This is a genomic window from Streptomyces sp. NRRL WC-3605 (genome assembly GCF_001509795.1).
In the GTDB taxonomy this organism is placed as follows: domain Bacteria; phylum Actinomycetota; class Actinomycetes; order Streptomycetales; family Streptomycetaceae; genus Streptomyces; species Streptomyces viridochromogenes.
In genome coordinates, this window is the sequence record NZ_LLZN01000001.1 from 228,056 (window position 1) to 248,698 (window position 20,643).

Annotated in this window: 18 protein-coding genes; 13 read left to right on the forward strand and 5 right to left on the reverse strand. The window is 72.4% G+C overall.

Annotated features, from left to right (window positions below; all coding sequences use genetic code 11):
• Positions 1-27 precede the first annotated feature (27 nt).
• The 5 genes from ADL34_RS01185 (at position 28) to ADL34_RS01205 (ending at position 7,109) form a co-directional block, all read left to right on the forward strand.
• Positions 28-1,212, forward strand: a complete 1,185-nt coding sequence (locus tag ADL34_RS01185; protein ID WP_062664413.1) for a CapA family protein — start codon at positions 28-30, stop codon at positions 1,210-1,212.
• Positions 1,213-1,422: 210 nt separating this feature from the next.
• Entirely contained in the window at positions 1,423-3,687 is a 2,265-nt protein-coding gene (locus ADL34_RS01190; RefSeq protein WP_079033977.1) for a HAMP domain-containing protein, read from the forward strand.
• A gap of 6 nt (positions 3,688-3,693) precedes the next feature.
• Complete coding sequence (pgsB, locus tag ADL34_RS01195) at positions 3,694-5,466, forward strand: poly-gamma-glutamate synthase PgsB (RefSeq protein ID WP_234374916.1); 1,773 nt, start codon at positions 3,694-3,696, stop codon at positions 5,464-5,466.
• A gap of 72 nt (positions 5,467-5,538) precedes the next feature.
• Positions 5,539-6,021, forward strand: coding sequence for a poly-gamma-glutamate biosynthesis protein PgsC/CapC (locus ADL34_RS01200; protein ID WP_062664017.1), 483 nt, complete (start codon positions 5,539-5,541; stop codon positions 6,019-6,021).
• A 17-nt stretch (positions 6,022-6,038) separates the two neighbouring features.
• Complete coding sequence (locus tag ADL34_RS01205; protein WP_062664015.1) at positions 6,039-7,109, forward strand: C40 family peptidase; 1,071 nt, start codon at positions 6,039-6,041, stop codon at positions 7,107-7,109.
• Between the two features lie 49 nt (positions 7,110-7,158).
• Here ADL34_RS01205 and ADL34_RS01210 read toward each other — a convergent pair whose 3' ends face one another.
• Positions 7,159-8,043 carry a hypothetical protein gene (locus tag ADL34_RS01210; protein WP_062664411.1) on the reverse strand — a complete coding sequence of 295 codons (885 nt, stop codon included), beginning with the start codon at positions 8,041-8,043 and terminating at the stop codon, positions 7,159-7,161.
• A gap of 73 nt (positions 8,044-8,116) precedes the next feature.
• On the opposite strand from ADL34_RS01210, the gene ADL34_RS01215 reads away from it, so the two are divergent.
• From ADL34_RS01215 to glmM, 4 genes are all read left to right on the forward strand, one after another.
• The gene (locus ADL34_RS01215; RefSeq protein ID WP_234374917.1) at positions 8,117-9,325 is read left to right on the forward strand and encodes a glycosyltransferase 87 family protein; all 1,209 of its coding nucleotides are present in this window, start codon (positions 8,117-8,119) and stop codon (positions 9,323-9,325) included.
• Between the two features lie 273 nt (positions 9,326-9,598).
• Positions 9,599-10,042 carry a 50S ribosomal protein L13 gene (rplM, locus tag ADL34_RS01220; RefSeq protein ID WP_010036634.1) on the forward strand — a complete coding sequence of 148 codons (444 nt, stop codon included), beginning with the start codon at positions 9,599-9,601 and terminating at the stop codon, positions 10,040-10,042.
• Positions 10,043-10,084: 42 nt separating this feature from the next.
• Positions 10,085-10,597: a 30S ribosomal protein S9 gene (gene rpsI, locus ADL34_RS01225; RefSeq protein ID WP_062664011.1), complete on the forward strand. Its 513-nt coding sequence runs from the start codon at positions 10,085-10,087 to the stop codon at positions 10,595-10,597.
• Positions 10,598-10,831: 234 nt separating this feature from the next.
• On the forward strand, positions 10,832-12,190 hold the full coding sequence (gene glmM, locus ADL34_RS01230) for a phosphoglucosamine mutase (protein ID WP_062664010.1): 1,359 nt from the start codon (positions 10,832-10,834) through the stop codon (positions 12,188-12,190).
• 99 nt (positions 12,191-12,289) lie between these two features.
• Here the strand turns inward: glmM and ADL34_RS01235 are convergent, their stop codons facing one another.
• Both ADL34_RS01235 and coaA read right to left on the reverse strand, forming a co-directional pair.
• Positions 12,290-13,228, reverse strand: coding sequence for a DUF389 domain-containing protein (locus tag ADL34_RS01235; protein WP_062664008.1), 939 nt, complete (start codon positions 13,226-13,228; stop codon positions 12,290-12,292).
• Positions 13,229-13,244: 16 nt separating this feature from the next.
• Positions 13,245-14,213 carry a type I pantothenate kinase gene (coaA, locus tag ADL34_RS01240; protein ID WP_062664006.1) on the reverse strand — a complete coding sequence of 323 codons (969 nt, stop codon included), beginning with the start codon at positions 14,211-14,213 and terminating at the stop codon, positions 13,245-13,247.
• A 185-nt stretch (positions 14,214-14,398) separates the two neighbouring features.
• Here coaA and glmS point away from each other — a divergent pair, with 185 nt between their 5' ends.
• Positions 14,399-16,246, forward strand: a complete 1,848-nt coding sequence (gene glmS / locus ADL34_RS01245; RefSeq protein WP_062664004.1) for a glutamine--fructose-6-phosphate transaminase (isomerizing) — start codon at positions 14,399-14,401, stop codon at positions 16,244-16,246.
• Positions 16,247-16,282: 36 nt separating this feature from the next.
• Positions 16,283-16,498, forward strand: a complete 216-nt coding sequence (locus ADL34_RS01250; protein WP_324610552.1) for a GNAT family N-acetyltransferase — start codon at positions 16,283-16,285, stop codon at positions 16,496-16,498.
• Between the two features lie 12 nt (positions 16,499-16,510).
• Here ADL34_RS01250 and ADL34_RS01255 read toward each other — a convergent pair whose 3' ends face one another.
• Together ADL34_RS01255 and ADL34_RS01260 are read right to left on the reverse strand one after the other, a co-directional pair.
• Positions 16,511-17,947 carry a bifunctional ADP-dependent NAD(P)H-hydrate dehydratase/NAD(P)H-hydrate epimerase gene (locus ADL34_RS01255; RefSeq protein WP_062664002.1) on the reverse strand — a complete coding sequence of 479 codons (1,437 nt, stop codon included), beginning with the start codon at positions 17,945-17,947 and terminating at the stop codon, positions 16,511-16,513.
• Between the two features lie 42 nt (positions 17,948-17,989).
• On the reverse strand, positions 17,990-18,361 hold the full coding sequence (locus ADL34_RS01260) for a holo-ACP synthase (protein WP_062664409.1): 372 nt from the start codon (positions 18,359-18,361) through the stop codon (positions 17,990-17,992).
• Between the two features lie 85 nt (positions 18,362-18,446).
• Between ADL34_RS01260 and ADL34_RS01265 the strand changes: the two genes are divergently transcribed.
• On the forward strand, positions 18,447-19,334 hold the full coding sequence (locus ADL34_RS01265) for a L,D-transpeptidase family protein (RefSeq protein WP_062664408.1): 888 nt from the start codon (positions 18,447-18,449) through the stop codon (positions 19,332-19,334).
• A 63-nt stretch (positions 19,335-19,397) separates the two neighbouring features.
• Entirely contained in the window at positions 19,398-20,564 is a 1,167-nt protein-coding gene (gene alr, locus ADL34_RS01270; protein ID WP_062664000.1) for an alanine racemase, read from the forward strand.
• Positions 20,565-20,643 lie beyond the last annotated feature (79 nt).

The following is a 20,643-nucleotide window of genomic DNA, read 5'->3' on the forward strand; positions in this document are numbered from 1 at the left end:
GCGGTGACATTCCGTAAGTCTCTCCGTATAGGTCGCTCGGTGGCGGTTCTGGGGGCTTTGGCGGGCCTCGTGACCGCCTGTTCCTCCTCCGAGCCGTCCGGGGCCCAGGTGAAGCCGGGGGGCCGCTCGTTCACCGTCGCCGCCGCGGGTGATGTGCTCATCCACCCCGAGCTGGTCGACCAGGCGGCCAAGGACGCCAAGAAGACCGGTGAGGGGCGGGCCGGGCTGGACTTCGGACCGCTGATGGCGGGTGTGAAGCCCATCATCAGCAAGGCCGACCTGGCCATCTGTCACATGGAGACGCCCGTCGGCACTCCCAAGGGACCCTTCGAGGGGTACCCCGAATTCCTGGTCCCCCCGCAGATCCTCACAACCCTCAAGGACGTGGGGTACGACACCTGCTCGACGGCCTCCAACCACACCTTCGACCACGGCCTCAAGGCCGTGAAGCGCACCCTGGACGCGATGGACAAGGTGGGTCTGGGACACACCGGGTCCGCGCGTACGCCCAAGGAAGCAGAGCAGATCAACATCCGGGACGTCAACGGCGTCAAGGTCGCTCACCTGGCGTTCTCGTGGGAGTCGTTCCTGAACCCCACGCCCGAGAAGCAGAAGTGGGCGTTCAACCGGCTCGGTACCGACGAGATCAAGAAGGCCGAGGCTCGCGCCCGAAAGAAGGGCGCCGAGGTCGTGATCCTCTCCGTCCACTGGGGTCTGGAGCACTACAACGAGCCCAGCGTGCCGCAGCTGGAGCTGGCCGAGCGGATCACCAAGGAGACCGGGGTCGACCTGGTGATCGGCCACCACGCGCACGTCGTGCAGCCCATCCAGAAGGTCAACGGCACCTGGGTCGCCTACAGCCTGGGCAACCAGGTGGCCCGTCACTCCTCGCCGACCGGCCTCACGGAGGAGGGCGCGATCGGCTGGTTCGAGTTCAAGGAGACGTCGGACGGCGGCTGGAAGGTCGACGCGCGCTACCGGACCACGCTGGTCGACATCCCGCCGGAGCTGGAGGCGGGGGAGAAGGCCCCCGAGGGCGCGGTCGTCGACCACCGGCTCGTGGACGTGCAGAACGCGCTGGACCACCCCGGTGACCTGTCCGAGGACCGGATGGCCCGCTACCGGCTGGCCGCCGACCGGACGCGCGGCTTCCTCTACAACCGCGGCGCACCCGGCGGCGACGGCCTCGAGCAGTTGTCCCTGGGGAAGTGACAAGGGACACAGCAAGCACTTTCGCGCCGGAGCCCAACCTCCGCGCGTGTCGGAAGTCTTTTAGAGCGACGGCGTCTCATGCCCGCGTCAGCGGTGGCTCCTGCGAGCGCCTGAGTAGTGAAGAGGCGAAGGAAACCACCGGTGACTCCAACCCAAGCTTCCGCGCGTCCCGGACGCGGCGGTCGGCGGCGCATGCGCAGACGCGCGGACATGCCGCTGCTGGGCGGCGTTCGACCGCCGATCGCGCTGCTGTGCCTGCTGATCGTCGCCCTGGCCGGGCTGACGGCGAAGGTGCTGGGCCCGGCCGGCGACCCCGTCGTGCCGAAGGCGGTGCTGGGCTCGCAGCAGCACTTCGCGGAGGACGGCGCCATCGCCCTGCGCGCGTCGATCGACGAGCGGGTCACCGATCTGAACCGCACCGCGGCCGTGCTGAACGCCGCCGGGTCCGCGGACCCGGAGCAGGTGCTGTCGGACCTGAGCAACACGTACCAGAAGTGGACCGGCACCACCGTCCTGGACCTGGAGAGCGGCAAGGTGCTCGCCGCTAGAGGAGAAACGATTCCTCTGGCCTGGCTGGACAAGGACGTGCTCCGGGGCGACAACGCCCTCACCCCGCGCATGGTCCGGCTGAAGACCGGCGACGTGCGGCTGATGACCATGGCGCTCCTCGACTGGAAGGACCGCCCGCAGCAGCTCCTCATCGCCTCCAACAGCCTGTCCGTGCCCGCCATCAACCTGGGCCCGTTCCGCTCCATGGCGGTCGTCGCCCGGGGCGGCGAGGTCCTCGCCACGGCCGGTTTCGAGCAGGCCGAGGCGCTGAACTCCGACGCCGAGCGCGACGAGCTGACCTTCCTCCAGAAGCAGATGGGCCGTCTCTCCGAGGAGGCCGCCAAGGAGACCGAGCAGGACCCGGTCAGCGCCAAGGAGCCCGGCTCACGCGGCTACCCCGGTGTCAGCGGGACCCTGCTCGGCGACTCCTACAACGGCCGGATCGCCACCGCCGGCTACGCCTCCCTCGCCTCCGCCGATCCCGAGCAGCGCAAGAGCGTCGGCGCCGGCCTCGGCCTGACCGTCGTCGCCATGCTGCCCGTCGTGCAGGAGGAGGCCGCCGGCCAGGAGCGGGAGCTGTACGGGCTGATCGCGGCGGGCGTGCTCGTCGTCGTCGGCCTGCTCGCGGCCGCCCTGCTCTGGCGGGCCGTGCAGCGCCCCCTGCTCGCCCTCTTCCTGGAGTCCCGCCGGCTCGCCCGCGGCGATCTGACCCGGCCCGTCGCCGTGCCCCGCTGGGGCGAGGCCGCCCGGGTCGGCGCCGCCCTGGAGCGGCTGCGCGCGCAGCTGGCCGGCGGGGACGTGGAGCCCTCCACGCAGCGCACCCCCCGCCGCGGCCGGCTCGGGCTGCGGGTGCCGCTCGGCCTGACGGCCGTCCTGCTCCTGCTGTGGTGCGTCCCGGTCGGGCTGCTGCTCAACCGCACGGACGCCTCGGTCAGCGTGCCCAGCACCATGGTCAACGACCAGCGCGACCGCACCGACCTGGTCGCCGACCGGGTCCGCCGGGCGCTGAACGAGGCGCAGGCCGACCTCGCGTCCATGACCCGGCTGATCGACCCGGCCGACCCCGACGCCGCCTCCGGCGCGCTGTCCGACGCCCTGCGCAAGCACACCCGCTACGCCTCCCTCTACGTCATCGACCGGGGCGGCGAGGTGATCGCGCGGGCCGGCGCCGATCCGCACGCCGCCTGGGGCGACGACGAGGAGACCAAGGGCGAGGACGCCCGCCTGATCCGGGTGACCGGCGAGGGTGGCAAGAAGCCGGTCGTCCAGGCCGCGGCCGCCGTACCGGACCACAAGGGCATGACGCTGGTCGGCGAGATCCGCGTCGAGTTCCTGAACTCGCTGCTGGCCCGGCCGGGCCTCGGCGAGGTCCGCGTGGTCGACGCCGAGGCCAGGACCATCGCCGCGAGCGACGGCTTCCTCGCCTTCGAGGACCTGCCGCGCGACGCGCTCACCGACCTCGTACGGGCCGGCGGCGTCAAGGTCGGCGCCGGACCCGTGGAGAACGGGCTGCTCATCCGCGAGGGCCGCTCCGTCACCGTCGCCGCGGCGGCCCCCTTCTCCGGCGGCGGTGTGGCCTCCGACGTCGGCTGGACCGTCGTGAGCTGGCAGAACGCCAAGCACTTCGAGATCGCCGCGTATGAGCGCGAGGACCGCAGCGTGCTCGCCGGGATGCTCGGGCTCGCCCTGATCGTGGTCTGCCTGGGCTGGATCCACCTGGTCGTGGTCCGGCCGCTGCGCGCCCTCGCGAGCAGCGCCGAGAAGCTGGCCGACGGCGACCTCAAGACCGTGCTGTACCCCCGCTACCACGACGAGGTGGGGGCCGTCGTCCGCAGCCTCGAACTGGTCCGCCAGCAGTTGCAGGCCCGCAGGCAGAACCAGGCGCGCCGGAGTGCCGAGCCCCGGCTCGGCGCCGGAGGAAGGTGACCGGACGTGCTCTACCTCTACTTCGTGCTGCTGATCGGCGGGGTCTTCCTGCTGGTCGCCGGCATCATCGAGCAGCGCAGGCACTACGCCGCCCTGCACACCATCCCCTCGCGGGTGCTGGTCAACGGCATCCGCGGCAAGTCCTCCATCACCCGGCTGTGCGCGGGCGCCCTGCGCGGCGGTGACCTGGTCACCGTGGCCAAGACGACGGGCACCGCGGCCCGCTTCATCCACCCGGACGCCACGGAGGAGCCGGTCTACCGCAAGTTCGGCATCGCCAACGTCGTCGAGCAGATCGGCATCGTCCGCAGGGCCGCCACCTACCGCCCCGACGCCCTTGTCATCGAGTGCATGGCGGTCATGCCGGCGCTGCAGGAGGTCAACCAGAGCAAGCTGATCCGCTCCACGATCGGCGTGCTGTGCAACGTCCGCGAGGACCACCTCGCCGAGATGGGCCCGACCCTGGACGACGTGGCGCGCTCGCTGTGCCGCTCCATGCCGGAGAACGGCATCTGCGTCACCGCCGAGAAGGAGCGCTTCCACATCCTGCAGGAGGAGGCGGACGCCCGGAACTGCAAGCTGATCTACGCCGACCCGGAGACCGTCAGCGACGAGGAGCTGCGCGGCTTCAGCTGGTTCACCTTCAAGGAGAACGTGGCGATCGCCCTGGTCGTCGCCGAGCTGCTGGGCGTCGAGCGCAAGGTCGCGCTGCAGGGCATGTACGACGCCCCGCCGGACCCGGGCGTGCTCTCCGTGGAGCGGTATGTCGCCCCCGACGGCAAGCGGCTCTCCTTCGCCAACGTGTTCGCGGCCAACGACCCCGAGTCGACGCTGATGAACATCAACCAGCTGCTCGACCTCGGCGCGATCCGCCGCCCGCTGAACGTCGTGATCAACTGCCGCCCGGACCGGGTGGAGCGCAACGGCCAGATGGGCGAGATCATCCCGGACCTGCAGCCGGACAACGTCTTCGTCATCGGCCACCCGTCCAAGAGCGCCATCGACGCCATCCCCGCCGACTGGCGCGACCGCGCGGTCGACCTCGGCGGCGAGCGCCGCGCGGCGGACGAGTTCATGCCGACGCTGCTGGGCCGGATGGCCGACGGCTCCTCCCTGGTCGCCATCGGCAACATCCACGGACAGGGCGAGGAGCTGCTGGAGTACCTGGCCGAGCTCCCCGCCGACGAGAGCGCGGTGGAGGAGGCCCCGGAGGCGGTGGTCAGCGCACCGCAGCAGGCCCAGCGCCTCGACCCGTACGCCTCCTACCCGACGGCCTACGAGGAGCGGTACCAGGCCACGCAGACCCAGGAGATCCCGGTGGTCCGCATCCCGCAGCAGCCGGCCGCGTCGCACGGGGACACCGCGGCGGCCTACGCCGGCGCTCCCGGTCAGCAGCGGGCGGACGGCTGGGGCGCGCGGGACGGGGCGTACGCGGCGCAGGGCGGACACGGCCAGGCGGCGGCGCCGTACGGGCAGCAGCCACCGGCGCAGCGGCAGCCGCGGCAGCCGCGGCAGCCCGGCCCCGGTCAGGGGCACGGCGCGGAGCCCGCGCCCGAGCCGCAGGCGTCCGCCTGGTTCCAGGCCCCGCCGGTGCGCCGGCCGAGCGCACCGCAGCAGCAGCCCGCGCGTCCGCAGCTGCCGCAGGGCACCGGCCCCGACGGGCACCCCGGGCAGCCCTACGGCACGGGCCGGGCGCCACGGCAGCCGCACCCCGACGAGCACCAGGGCAGGCCACCGCGCCCGCCGGCCGGCGACGGCGGACACCCCCCGCGCGCCTGACCCCGCGGGGCCGCTGCCGCGCAGGCCGCCCGCCCCGCCCACGAACCCGCACCCCTCTGTCCGGAGACCCCGTTGACCACCGCCGCCCTGACCCCCGAGATGGCCGCCCTGGGCATCGCCATCGGCCTGTTCTTCTCGCTGCTGTGCTATCTCACGACCAACCTGTCGCCCGGCGGAATGATCACGCCCGGCTGGATCGCGCTGACCCTCATCGAGGACCTCCAGCGCGCGGCCATGGTGGTCGGCGTCACCGCCCTCACCTACGGCGGCACCAAGATCATGCAGCGGCTGGTGATCCTCTACGGCAAGCGGCTGTTCGCCGCGGTGGTGCTGCTCGGCGTGCTCCTGCAGGCCACGGTGATGATCGTGCTCTCGCTGGAGTTCCCGCTGCTCTACGGCAACCAGACCCTCGGCTTCATCGTGCCGGGCCTGGTCGCCTACCAGATGGTGCGCCAACCGAAGGGGGCCACGCTGCTGGCCACCGGAACGGTGTCCCTGATGGCCTACATCGTCGTCGCCGCCGGCCTGCTGCTCGGCGTCATGCCGACCGTCTGAGATCCGAGGAGCAAACGATGGCAGGGAAGAAGAAGTCGAGGCCCGTCGTCACCGGCCTGGTGCTGCTGGCGCTGGTCGGCACCTCCGGCTACCTCACGGTGGAGCTGCGCAAGCAGGAGGACCCGGGCATCACCGAGGTGCGCAACGTGGGCGTCCTGGAGGGCGGCCGCAGCACGGGGGAGAGCGAGGGCAAGGCGACCTGGTCGCGGCTGGAGAACCCGGCGCGCTCGGTGCTGCGCGGGGCCGACGGCCAGATCAAGGCCGTCTTCACGGACGGCGCCCGCATGGCGACGCTGACCGGCCCGGCCCGCACCTTCCAGGAGCCCGCGTCCACCGCGTCCAAGGTCAGCACCACGGACTGGGTGCGGCTGATGCCGGAGAAGTGGACCAAGGGCGCCGAGAACAAGAAGTGGTTCAAGGACTGGTACGCCGAGTACAAGGACAGCAAGGAGGACGACGTCTTCGCGTTCGCCTTCCAGTACGTGGCGGGCGCCCCGGACAAGAAGGACGAGCAGGGCGTCGTCTACGCCGGTGACGCCAACTTCGGGCCGCTGAACACCACGGGCGCCGAGGGCGGCGACCTGCGTCTGGAGCAGTCCGACTTCTACGACTTCCTCCAGGTGCCCTACCCGTTCCGGGACGGCACCGTCGGGCAGCCGGAGGCGAAGCGCGCCAGGTCCATCGACTGCTCGGGCTTCATGCGCATGGTGCTGGGCTACCGGGCCCGCTTCCCGCTGATGTCCTCCGACGCCTCAGGCGACGGCCTGCCCCGCACCGCCAACGGCATGGCCCGGTCCAAGGTGGGCGTCGACATCCTGCCGCTGACCGGGATCTCCGCGAAGGACCGGCCCTCCGCGATCGACCAGCTCCAGCCGGGCGACCTCGTCTTCTTCAAGCTGGACACCCGCACCGGCGAGCGTCTGGACCACGTCGGCATGGTCCTCGGCCACGACACCGAGGGGCACCTGATCTTCGTGTCCAGCCGCGAGGAGGTCAACGGGCCCACCATCGGCGACGTCGGCGGTGTGTCCCGGCTCGACGGCAACGGCTACTACGCGAAGACGCTGCGCAGCGCCAAGCGGCTCTAGGCCGGGCCGGGGTCCCCGGCCCGGTGGAGCCCGCCGGTACGGCGGCCGGTCACTCTCCGGCCGCCGCCGACGCCTGCGCCTCGCCGCGCCGGCGGATCTGACGGAACGTGAACTCGGCGAGGTCGTCACCGGCCTTGAAGGCGGCGGTGTCCTTGTCCGTCATGTTCCGGCCGCTGGTGAAGCCCGTGATGGTGAAGTAGGCGTACCGGCCGTAGGAGTTGGAGGTCGAGCGGCAGACCGCCGCCGTGCAGAAGTCCTTGACGCCCTTGCCGGACAGCGAACGGACGATGTCCTTCTTGGTGTCGACCTTGCTCTTGGCCTTCTGGGCCTTCGCCTCGGTGTCGAAGACGGCCACGCCGACGGTCACCGCGATGCCGTCCTTGAGGTAGGAGACCCGCATGAAGCGGGTGCAGCCGCCCTCGGCGAGGATCTTCGGCAGCCCGCCCTTGGTGGCGGCCGAACAGTTCTTCGTGTCGTCCGTCGCGCCCTTCTTGTAGACCGTCTCCCCCATGGTCAGCTGGGTGCCGGGGAAGAGGATCTGGGCGCCGAGCGGGGCCGTGTCCTTGTCCTTGCCGGAGATGAAGTCCTTGGGGTCCAGCGGCGGCGGGGCGCTGGTCGGCGCGAACGACGGGACGGCCGCCGACTCGCCCGGCAGGTCCGCCGTCGAGGGCAGGCCGGAAGCCGGTGCGCCGGACGCCGAGTCGTTCCCGTTCGCCGACACCACCGCCACGGCCACGGCCGCACCGATGGCGACGGTGGCCAGTGCGCCACCGCCGATGAACAGCAGCCGGCGCCGCTTGTTGCGGGTCTCCGACGCCTCGGCCAGCGCGGCCCAGTCCGGGGTCTGGTCGGTGCCGCCGTTCCACGGCTGCTGGGAATGCGGTTTCCAGGGATCCCACTGGGACGGGGGTCCCCCCTGCTGCCCGTAGCTCATGGGGCGCATCTTAGACGGACCTCGGGTGTGCCGGTCCGCCCCAAAGGGCCCTTCGCCACCTAGCGTTCAGGGGGTGAGCGAGCGCAAAAGCGACATCTCCGGGTGGTTGGTACGACGGGCGTCCTGGCCGCTGTGGGTCGCGCTGGTCGCCGTGCTGGGGGCCCTCGTGGCGCGCACGGCCCGGCTGACCTCGCGCGGAGGGATGGACAACGCCATCGTCGTACGCGCGGCGAAGGCGTGGCTGGACGGCGGCTCGCCGTATGACGACCCCCACTTCCTCTATCTGCCGAGCGCGGTGCTGGCGGCGGCCCCGCAGGTGCTGGTTCCGCAGGACGTGCTGTGCGTGCTGGCGCCCCTCGTGGTGACCGGGTGCCTGGTGGGCGGGTGGGTCTGCGCGCTGCGGCTGCACGGCGTCCCCCTGCGCAGCCGCTTCGCGGTCCTCGGCCTGCTCGCGCTCGCGGCGGGCTTCGCCCCGTTCGCCCATCTCGTCTGGCTGGGTAACTGGACGGCGACCGCGGCCCTGGCCCTGCCCCTGGTGCTGCTGCTCGCGGAACGCGGGCGGTGGGTGGCCGCGGCGGCGGTGCTCGGCGCGGCGGTGGCGCTGAAGCCGCTGCTCGCGCCGATGGCCCTGCTGTTCGTGTTCGCCCGGCGGTGGCGGGCCCTGGGCGTGCTGGTCGCGGTGCCGGTGGCGGCCTCGGCCGGCGCGGCCCTGACACTGCCGGACCCCGCCGGGTTCTTCACCCGGACCGTGCCGTTCCTGCTCAGCGGCGACGACCGGTTCGTCCGGCTCTACGAGGCGTCCCCGGCGGCCGTGCTGCCCCGGCTGGGGGTGCCCGGGGCATTGGCCGGGGCGCTGGCGTTCGCGCTCGCCGCGGCGGGCCTGGTGTGCGCCCGACGGCGCTGGCGCGGCGGCGGGGGCCCGCTGCGGTACGCCGAGACCGGGGCGCTGCTGATGCTCTCGGCCTTCCTGGTCTCCAGGCCGTCGTACGACCACTATCTGCTGGTCCCGCTGCCGCTGCTGCTGGCGGGGCTGCCGTACGCGGCGTCGGTGACCCGCACGGTCTGGTTCTGGATGGCCCTGGTGCCGCAGCTGCCCGGGGTGACCTGGCCCTATCTGGAGGCGGGGGAGCGGCGGGCCTTCCGGGACGCCGTGACGCTGTGCGCCCTCGCGGTGACGGTGGGCCTGCACTCCTGGCGGCGGGCCGGCCTGGAGGCGGCGCCCGCCGTGCCCGTCCCGCCCTCGCGCGGGGCCGCGGCGCCGAGCAGCGCGTCCGGCGTGTGACGGGCGGACCCCGGGGGTCGACTACTCTGGACCCGGAACAGCGACGCCGGCCGTGGGCAACCCGTTTTGACCCGGCTGGGGCGCCGCAGGTATCCTGCATGTTCGTTGTGTATTGGCTTGCTCATTCTCACGGGACGGGCCCTTACACCGGTCCACCGGGCCGATGACCAGCAACCCCACGTACGCGGTATGCGTCGCCGCAGTGGCTCAGGCTGTCGTGATCGTTTCGGTGACCTGTTCAGGACCATTCACTCGAAGCGAAGGCTACGAACCGTGCGTACGTACAGCCCCAAGCCCGGCGATGTGACGCGCCAGTGGCACGTCATCGACGCTCAGGACGTCGTCCTGGGTCGTCTCGCCACCACTGCCGCGACGCTCCTCCGGGGCAAGCACAAGCCGATCTACGCGCCGCACGTCGACGCTGGTGACTTCGTCATCATCATCAACGCCGACAAGGTGCACCTCTCCGGCAACAAGCGGACCCAGAAGATGGCGTACCGCCACTCCGGCTACCCGGGTGGTCTGCGCTCCGTCCGTTACGACGAGCTCCTCGACAAGAACCCCGAGAAGGCCATCGAAAAGGCCGTCAAGGGCATGCTCCCCAAGAACACGCTGGGCCGTCAGATGCTCTCGAAGCTGAAGGTCTACAAGGGTGACCAGCACCCGCACGGCGCGCAGCAGCCGCAGCCGTACGAGATCACCCAGGTCGCGCAGTAAGTCCGGCCACCCCCTAAGACTGAAGAGAATCTGAGGAGAATCGTGGCCGAGACCACTGCCGAGCAGCCGCTCGAAGAGCTTGACATCGACAGCTACACCACCGAGTCCGAGGTTCCGGTGGAGGGCGAGTACACCTCCGAGTCCCTCGCCTCGCGCTTCGGTGAGCCCCAGCCGGCCGCCGGCCTGGGCCGTCGCAAGAACGCCATCGCCCGTGTCCGGATCGTCCCGGGCACCGGCAAGTGGAAGATCAACGGTCGCACCCTCGAGGACTACTTCCCGAACAAGGTGCACCAGCAGGAAGTCAACGAGCCCTTCAAGGTGCTCGAGCTCGAGGGCCGTTACGACGTCGTCGCCCGCATCTCCGGTGGCGGTGTCTCCGGTCAGGCCGGTGCGCTCCGTCTCGGTGTCGCCCGCGCGCTGAACGAGGCCGACGTCGACAACAACCGCGGCCCGCTGAAGAAGGCCGGCTTCCTCAAGCGCGACGACCGTGCGGTCGAGCGCAAGAAGGCCGGTCTCAAGAAGGCCCGCAAGGCCCCGCAGTACAGCAAGCGCTAAGCGCCAGCTGCCTCTGCACGTACTCCGGTACTCCGAACGCCCCGGCGGCACGCCACTGTGCCACCGGGGCGTTCGTCTTATCACCGGGCGCGGGCGTATAACGGCACAAGACGTTCAAAGGCTTGTGCGATCCGATGCCCAGGCATGGAATGCCTGGAAGCGGGAGCCACCGGCGGCAGGCGGCAGGTCGGGCCGGATCCGCTTCCCGGTTGTGAAGTTTCCTCAGGAGGACAAGTGGGACGACTCTTCGGCACGGACGGCGTGCGGGGTGTCGCCAACGCGGATCTGACGGCCGAGATGGCCCTCGGTCTCTCCGTGGCGGCGGCGCACGTACTGGCCGAGGCGGGCACCTTTGAAGGCCACCGGCCGACCGCGGTGGTCGGGAGGGACCCGCGCGCGTCCGGGGAGTTCCTGGAGGCCGCCGTGGTCGCCGGCCTCGCGAGCGCCGGGGTGGACGTCCTGCGCGTCGGTGTGCTGCCGACGCCCGCGGTGGCGTATCTCACGGGCGCGCTCGGCGCCGACCTCGGTGTCATGCTCTCCGCCAGCCACAACGCCATGCCCGACAACGGGATCAAGTTCTTCGCCCGCGGCGGCCACAAGCTCGCCGACGAACTGGAGGACAGGATCGAGTCGGTGTACGACTCGCACCGGCACGGCGAGCCGTGGGAGCGGCCGACCGGCGCGGGCGTCGGCCGGGTGCGCGACTACGACCAGGGCTTCGACGACTACGTCGGGCACCTCCTCGGCGTGCTGCCCCACCGCCTGGAGGGCCTGAAGATCGTCCTCGACGAGGCGCACGGTGCCGCGGCCGGGGTGTCACCGGAGGCGTTCCGGCGGGCCGGCGCCGAGGTCGTCACCATCGGGGCCGAGCCGGACGGGCTCAACATCAACGACGGCTGCGGATCCACCCACCTGGACAAGCTGAAGGCCGCCGTCCTCGAGCACGGCGCCGACCTCGGTGTCGCGCACGACGGCGACGCCGACCGCTGCCTGGCCGTGGACCACACCGGTGACGAGGTCGACGGCGACCAGATCCTCGCCGTGCTCGCGCTGGACATGCGGGAGCGGTCCGTGCTGCGGTCCGACACCGTGGTGGCGACCGTGATGTCCAACCTGGGCTTCAAGCTGGCGCTGGAGCGCGAGGGCCTGAAGCTGGTGCAGACGTCCGTCGGCGACCGGTACGTGCTGGAGGAGATGAAGGAGCACGGCTACGCCCTCGGCGGCGAGCAGTCCGGGCACGTCATCATCCTCGACCACGCCACCACCGGCGACGGCACGCTGACCGGACTCCTGCTCGCGGCCCGCGTCGCGCAGACGGGACGTTCGCTGCGGGAACTGGCCGGAGTCATGGACCGGTTGCCGCAGGTGCTGATCAACGTCCCCGACGTGGACAAGTCGCGGGTGAGGACGTCGGCGGAGCTCGCGACGGCCGTCACCGAGGCCGAGCGCGAACTCGGTGCCACCGGCCGGGTGCTGCTGCGTCCGTCGGGCACCGAACCGCTGGTCCGCGTGATGGTCGAGGCGGCCGACATCGAGCAGGCGCAGTCCGTGGCGGGGCGGCTGGCCGACGTCGTGAAGTCCGCGTTGGGGTAGTCGGCCGTGCCGGGTCGGGGCGGGGGGTTTCCATCCGTCGCGGGCTGACCGTTGTCCGTGGTCGGTCGCGCGGTTCCCCGCGCCCCTGACGGCGCTGTCCTACGCGGCGACTTCGCGTCGGCGTTGCTTCGACCACAGCCATTTCTGGGTCAGCAGGGTGAGGGTGCCCGCCAGGGTGATGCCCAGGAGATTCAGGAGCAGTTGCTCAGTCGAGAGCCAGGTCTGCCTGCCGTCGCCGTAGATCAGGGCCACCGACGCGTTGGCGGCGGCGGGGACCGTCGTCACCGAGATGGCGACGCCGACCAGGGCGCCGGACTTGGCGGACGTCAGGGAGAGAGTGCCCGCGGCGCCGGCCAGCACCGCCACGACGAACGAGAACCAGTCGGGGGCGTAGATGAATCCGGTGTTGGGCCGGTCCGCCTCCAGTCTGGCCTCGGTGAACAGGCCCACGGCGTCCATGAAGAAGCTGAAGCCGACCGTCACCGTCATCGCCACCGCGAAGCCCACCAGCAGCGCGATCAGCGAGCGCAGCGCCAGACGGGGCGCCCGCTGGACGATGGCCGTGGAGATCCCCGCGAGCGGGCCGAACTCCGGCCCGACCGCCATCGCGCCGACGATCAGGATCGCGTTGTCGAGCACGACACCGCAGGCCGCGATCATCGTCGCGAGGGACAGGAAGGCGAGGTAGGTGACGGAGAGGGTCGACTCCTCGTGCGTCGCCTCCGTCAGGTGCTCCCACAGCACCGCGTCCGCGCCCTCGCCCGGCGCGTCCGCCTCGGCCTCGTCGGCGCGCTTCGACAGGGACAGGTCGATGTTCTCGACGGCGATGGAGCCCTGCTTGTCGAGGCCCAACTCCTGGAGTCGGCTCAGGAGTTCGTCGCCCGCCTCACGCGCCACGTCGCAGGTGACCACGTCCCCGGCGGGGTTGCGGGCGGCGCCCGGCAGCACGACGAGATGCGTGGTGCCGACGGTGCTCTCGATCAGGCGGACCACGTCGTCCGTCGTGTCGGACGGTGTGATCAGGCGCAGGTGCAGCATGGCGGCAGAGTAGCCGTCACAGCTTGCGCAGGCTCAGGCGCTGCACCTTGTGGTCCGGGCCCTTGCGGACGACGAGGGTGGCGCGGCCGCGGGTGGGGGCGATGTTCTCCACCAGGTTGGGCTTGTTGATGGTCCGCCACATCGTGCCGGCGTAGTCCAGGGCCTCCTCCTCGGACACCTGGGTGTACTTGCGGAAGTACGACGACGGGTTCTGGAAGGCCGTCTCCCGCAGGCGCTTGAAGCGGTGCAGGTACCAGCTCTCGATGTCCTCGGTGCGGGCGTCGACGTACACGCTGAAGTCGAAGTAGTCGGCGAGACCGACGCGGGTGCGGCCGTCCTTGCCCGGCAGGGCGGGCTGGAGCACGTTCAGGCCCTCGACGATCAGGATGTCGGGGCGGCGGACCGTGAGCCGCTTGTCCGGGACGATGTCGTAGATCAGGTGCGAGTAGACGGGGGCGGTGACCTCGTCCTTGCCCGCCTTGATGTCGGCGACGAAACGGGTGAGCGCCCGCCGGTCGTACGACTCCGGGAAGCCCTTGCGGGACATCAGGCCGCGCGCCTGCAGCTCCCGGGTGGGCAGCAGGAAGCCGTCCGTGGTGACCAGTTCGACGCGCGGGTGCTCGGGCCAGCGCGACAGCAGTGCCTGGAGCAGGCGGGCCACGGTGGACTTGCCCACCGCGACCGAGCCGGCGACCCCTATGACGAAGGGTGTGCCGGACTGGGAGCCCTGCTCCCCGAGGAAGGTGTTCAGCGCGCCGCGCAGGCCGTCGGTCGCACCGACGTAGAGATTGAGCAGGCGGGAGAGCGGGAGATAGATGTCCCGCACCTCATCGAGGTCGATGACGTCACCGAGACCGCGCAGCTTCTCGACCTCCTCCGCCGTGAGCGGCAGCGGGGTCTTGTCACGCAGCGCGCTCCACTCCGAGCGGGTGAGGTCCACGTAGGGAGTCGCCTCCGGCCGCTGCCGGTGGGCGCTCCGGGGCATCGAGGAGACCGGAGAGATCACAGTCCATTGTTACGGCAGTACGAACGGACGGCAGGGTGGGATCCGTCACTCGGCGCCGATCCGGCTGCCTCCGGTCGCGGGAGCGTTCGTACCACCGTAGGAATTTCCGAAATCGGGCACGATTCGCCCCTTCGCGCTCAGGGTTCGGCCCTAAGCTGCCGCGCATGTGCGGAATCGTGGGATACGTAGGGTCGCAGCCGGCGCTCGACATCGTCATGGCCGGACTGAAGCGGCTGGAGTACCGGGGGTACGACTCGGCCGGGGTTGCCGTCCTCGCGGACGGCGGGCTGGCGGCCGGGAAGAAGGCCGGGAAGCTCGTCAACCTGGAGAAGGAGCTGACCGAGCGGCCGCTGCCGACCGGCACGACGGGCCTCGGGCACACCCGCTGGGCCACCCACGGCGGGCCGACGGACGCCAACGCCCACCCTCACCTCGACAACGCCGGGCGGGTCGCCGTCGTCCACAACGGCATCATCGAGAACTTCGCCGCCCTGCGCGCCGAGCTGACCGAGCGCGGCCACGACCTGGCTTCCGAGACCGACACCGAGGTGGTCGCCCATCTGCTCGCCGAGGAGTTCTCGGCGACGGCCGACCTCGCCGAGGCCATGCGGCTGGTGTGCCGCCGGCTCGAGGGCGCCTTCACACTGGTCGCCGTGCACGCCGACGAGCCGGACGTCGTGGTGGGCGCGCGGCGCAACTCGCCGCTCGTGGTGGGCGTCGGCGAGGGCGAGGCGTTCCTCGCGTCGGACGTCGCCGCGTTCATCGCCCACACGCGCTCGGCGATCGAGCTGGGCCAGGACCAGGTGGTCGAGCTGCGCCGGGACGGGGTGCGGGTCACCGGCTTCGACGGGCGGCCCGCCGACGTGCGGTCCTACCGGGTCGACTGGGACGCCGCCGCCGCGGAGAAGGGCGGCTACGACTACTTCATGCTCAAGGAGATCGCCGAGCAGCCCAAGGCGGTCGCCGACACCCTGCTGGGGCGCATCGACGCGGCCGGCTCGCTCCGGCTGGACGAGGTGCGGATCGGCGCCTCCGAGCTGCGCGAGGTCGACAAGGTCGTCATCGTCGCCTGCGGCACGGCCTTCCACGCCGGGCTCATCGCCAAGTACGCCATCGAGCACTGGACGCGCATCCCGTGCGAGGTGGAGCTGGCGAGCGAGTTCCGGTACCGGGACCCGATCATGGACCAGCAGACCCTGGTCGTCGCCATCTCCCAGTCCGGGGAGACCATGGACACCCTCATGGCGCTGCGGCACGCCCGCGAGCAGGGCGCCCGGGTGCTGGCGATCTGCAACACCAACGGGTCGACGATCCCACGCGAGTCCGACGCCGTGCTGTACACGCACGCCGGGCCGGAGGTGGCTGTCGCCTCGACGAAGGCGTTCCTGACGCAGCTGGTCGCCTGCTACCTGGTGGCGCTGTACCTGGGGCAGGTGCGGGGCACCAAGTGGGGCGACGAGATCCGGGCGGTCATCCGGGACCTCTCGCAGATCGCCGGCGCGGTCGACCGGGTGCTGGAGACCATGGAGCCGGTACGGGAGCTGGCGCGGAGCCTCGCCGCGAAGAACACGGTGCTGTTCCTCGGCCGGCACGTGGGCTATCCGGTCGCCCTCGAAGGCGCCCTGAAGCTGAAGGAGCTGGCCTACATGCACGCCGAGGGCTTCGCGGCGGGCGAGCTGAAGCACGGGCCGATCGCCCTGATCGAGGACGACCTGCCCGTCGTCGTGGTCGTGCCGTCGCCGCGGGGCCGGTCCGTCCTGCACGACAAGATCGTCTCCAACATCCAGGAGATCCGGGCCCGGGGCGCGCGCACCATCGTCATCGCGGAGGAGGGCGACGAGGCGGTCGTGCCGTACGCCGACCACCTCATCCGCATCCCGGCGACCCCGACGCTGCTCCAGCCGCTGGTGGCCACCGTCCCCCTGCAGGTCTTCGCCTGCGAACTGGCCACGGCCCGCGGCAACGAGGTGGACCAGCCCCGCAACCTCGCGAAGTCGGTGACGGTGGAGTAGGCGTCGGGAACCCCCCCCGGCGCGCGGGCGCACCCGCTGCCTACGCTCGTGGCCTTCCTCCTCGACACGATGGTCGCCTCGGACCTGCGGGGGAGGGGCGTCGGGACCGAGCTCGTGGCCGTCGCCGCCGAGGGGGCGCGCACGGCGGGCTGCCAGTGGCTGCACGTCGACTTCGAGGAACGGCTGCGCCCCTTCTACTTCGAGGCGTGCGGGTTCAGGCCGACCGACGCGGGGCTGATCGCCCTGCGCTGACCCGCCGCCCGCTCACCCCACCACGTCCCGCCACGCCTCCGGGACGCCCTCCGCGACGTCGTGGGCGGCCAGCGGGGCGCCGTCCGCCGCGAACCGGGCCGACAGACCGTGCAGATAGGCCCCGGCGCTCGCCGCGTCCAGCGGGGCGAGGCCCGCCGCCAGGAGGGAGCCGGCGAGGCCCGACAGGACGTCACCGCTCCCCGCCGTGGCCAGCCAGGAGGTGCCCGTCGGGTTCACCCGGACCGGGCCGGTCCCCCCGGCGCCGGCCACCAGGGTCGTGGACCCCTTCAGCAGCACGGTCGCCGTGTAGCGCGCCGCCAGCTCCCGGACCGACGCCAGCCGGGCCGCCTCGACCTCCTCGCGGGTGACGCCGAGCAGTGCCGCCGCCTCCCCGGCGTGCGGGGTCATCAGGGTCGGCGCCGTCCGCGCCCGTACCGCCTCCGGATCGGCCAGCCGCAGCCCGTCGGCGTCGATCAGCACCGGCACGTCCGTCGACAGGACCTCCGCGACCGTCGCCGCGTCGTCCCCGGCGCCCGGCCCGACCACCCAGGCCTGGACCCGCCCGGCCTTCCGCGGCCCCCGGTCCGACACCAGGGTCTCCGGGAACCGGGCGATCACCGCGTCGGCGGCCGGGCCGACGTACCGCACCGCGCCGGCCCCGCCGCGCAGGGCCCCCGACACCGCGAGTACGGCGGCCCCCGGATAGCGCACCGAACCGGCCGCGATGCCGACCACGCCCCGGCGGTACTTGTCGGACTCCGCCGCCGGCACCGGCAACAGCTGGGCCACGTCCGCGTGTTGCAGCGCCTCCAGCTCCACCGCGTCGTGCGGCAGGGCCAGCCCGATGTCGACGAGCCGCACCACACCCGCGTGTTCGCGGGCCGGGTCGATGAGCAGCCCCGGCTTGTGCGTGCCGAACGTGACGGTGAGGTCCGCCCGCACCGCCGTCCCGCGCACCTCGCCCGTGTCGGCGTCCACGCCGCTCGGCAGGTCCACCGCCACCACCGGCACCCGGGCCCGCTCCGCCGCGTGCGCGAGCGCCGCCGCCTCCGGGCGCAGCCCGCCCTTGCCGCCGATCCCGACGATGCCGTCCACGACGAGGTCGGCGCGCCCGACCAACTCCCCGCCCGCGTCGGCGCCGGCGCTGCGGCCGCCCGCCCTGCGCAGCGCGGCCAGGCCACCGGGGTGCGCCCGCTCCGGGGACAGCAGCACCGCGGTGACGCCCGCCCCGCGCCGGGCCAGCCGGGCGCCGGCGTACAGGGCGTCACCGCCGTTGTCGCCGCTGCCGACCAGCAGCACGATCCGGCGGCCGTACACCCGGCCCAGCAGGTCCGCGCAGGCCGCGGCGAGTCCGGCCGCCGCCCGCTGCATCAGCGCGCCCTCCGGGAGCCGTGCCATCAGCTCCCGTTCGGCCGCCCTCACCGTCTCCACGCCGTAAGCAGTCCGCATACGACCGAGTCTGACGCACCGGGCGCCGCCCGGCGCACCGAATCAGCCCTCGGCGATCACCACCGCCGAGGCGACCCCGGCGTCATGGCTGAGCGACACGTGCCAGGACCGCACGCCGAGTTCGGCCGCGCGGGCCGCCACCGTGCCGCGCACCCGCAGCCGGGGCCGCCCGCTGTCCTCGACGTAGACCTCGGCGTCGGTCCACAGCAGGCCCGCCGGGGCGCCGAGCGCCTTCGCCAGGGCCTCCTTGGCGGCGAAGCGCGCGGCGAGCGAGGCGATGCCCCGGCGTTCACCGCCGGCCAGCAGCAACTCGCTCTCCAGGAACAGCCGTTCGGCCAGGCCGGGCGTGCGGCGCAGCGCCGCGTCGAACCTGTCGATCTCGGCCACGTCGATGCCGACCCCGATGATGCTCATGGCGAGCACCTTACGGTTCCTCCTTCGGGTGACCCCGCCGCGCGGCGCCCCCCACCGGGCCCCGCGCACACGCTTCCCTGTGCGCATGATCAGCGGACGTATCGCCTGCCGGAGCATCGCCGTGATGCTCGCGGCGGCCTCCCTGCTGCCCGTCGGCAGCGCCTCGGCGGACCCCGAGCCCCCGGCCACCGGACCGGGTGCCGGCCTCGTACCGGGTGTCCCCCTCGACATGCTCCAGCTCGCCCCGGCCGACACCGCGGACCAGGCCCTTGCGCCGAAGGTGTACGAGCCCAGCGCCGAGGAGGACGCCGTCGAGCCGAAGGACGCCCCCGACGCGACGCACGATCTCGTCGAGTACGTCACTCCGATGGACGCCCTCGGGGGCGTGAAGTGCAGCGACGAGGACGGGCCGTACCAGCGGGAGGCCGAGCGGTGGCTCGGGCGGAAGGCCGACGGCGAGCAGTCGCCCGCCGACTGCCGGGCCATCCGCCGCTTCCAGGTCAAGCACAGGATCAAGCCGGCGATCGGCTTCGCCGGTCCCGTCACCTGGGCCACCATGCGGCTGGAGTCGGCGCGCAAGAACCCCAACGCCGCGAAGAAGTGCCCCGTGCGGGCGTACCGGGTCGCCTGCGTGGACCTCGACCGGCAGATCGCCTGGGTGCAGACGGGCCGCAAGGTCGTCTTCCAGCCGGTGTCCGTGCGCAGCGGACGCAAGGGCTACGGCACCCGCACCGGATGGCACCGGATCTACTGGCGGCACAAGAACCACGTGTCGACGCTCTACAACAGCCCGATGCCGTACGCGCAGTTCTTCGACGGCGGCCAGGCCTTCCACGGCGTCTACGGCGGCATCTTCACCGAGGTCGGCTCCATGGGCTGCGTCAACATGCGCCTGGACGACGCCCGCGCCCTGTGGAAGCTGCTGAGGAACGGCGACCGCGTCTACGTGTGGGGCCACCGCACGGAGGGCTGAGAGACACCCCCAGGGGCCCGGCACGGCGGCGCCGCCGGGCCCCTCTGAGACACTGGGGGCGCGATGAGAGAGACAGCACCACAGCGGACCGCGCCCGCGCGTGCCCGCGCCGAGATCGACCTGGCCGCCCTGCGGGCCAACGTGCGGACCCTGCGCGGCCGCGCCCCCGGCGCCGCCCTGATGGCCGTGGTCAAGGCGGACGCGTACGGCCACGGGGCGCTTCCCTGCGCCCGCGCCGCGCTGGAGGCCGGGGCGACCTGGCTGGGCACGGCCACCCCGGAGGAGGCGCTCGCGCTGCGGGCCGCCGGCATCCAGGGCGTGCGGATGATGTGCTGGCTGTGGACGCCCGGCGGACCCTGGCAGGAGGCGATCGAGGCCGACCTCGACGTCTCCGTCAGCGGCATGTGGGCGCTGCGCGAGGTCACCGCGGCCGCCCGGCGGGCCGGGACGCCCGCGAGGGTGCAGCTCAAGGCCGACACCGGCCTCGGGCGAGGCGGCTGCCAGCCCGGGGACGACTGGGCCGAACTGGTCCGCGAGGCGCTGCGCGCCGAGGCCGACGGGCTGATCCGGATCACCGGGCTGTGGTCCCACTTCGCCTGCGCCGACGAGCCGGGCCACCCCTCCATCGCCGCCCAGCTCGACCGCTTCCGGGAGATGACCGCGTACGCCGAGGAGCGGGGCGCGCGCCCCGAGGTGCGGCACATCGCGAACTCCCCGGCCACGCTCACGCTCCCCGAGAGCCACTTCGACCTGGTCCGCACCGGCATCGCGGTCTACGGCATCTCGCCGAGCCCCGAGCTGGGCAGCGCCGCCGACCTGGGGCTGCGTCCGGTGATGACGCTCTCGGCGTCGCTGGCCCTGGTCAAGCAGGTGCCCGGCGGGCACGGCGTCAGCTACGGGCACCACTACGTCACGCCGGGCGAGACCACCCTCGGTCTCGTCCCGCTCGGCTACGCCGACGGCGTCCCGCGGCACGCCTCCGGCGCCGGGCCCGTCCTGGTCGGGGGCAAGTGGCGGACGGTCGCCGGGCGGGTCGCGATGGACCAGTTCGTCGTCGACCTCGGCGGGGACGAGCCCGCGGCTGGCGAGCGGGCGGTGCTGTTCGGACCCGGCGACGGCGGGGAGCCCACGGCCGAGGACTGGGCACAGGCCGCGGGGACCATCGCCTACGAGGTGGTCACACGCATCTCCGGGCGCGTTCCCCGCGTCTATGTGGACGAGAGCCGGTAGCCGCGGCCGCCGGTTCCGCGCGAACCGCGGTGTGTGCCGCCACGCGGTTGCTACCAGTGAGTACATTCATGTGAAAGAG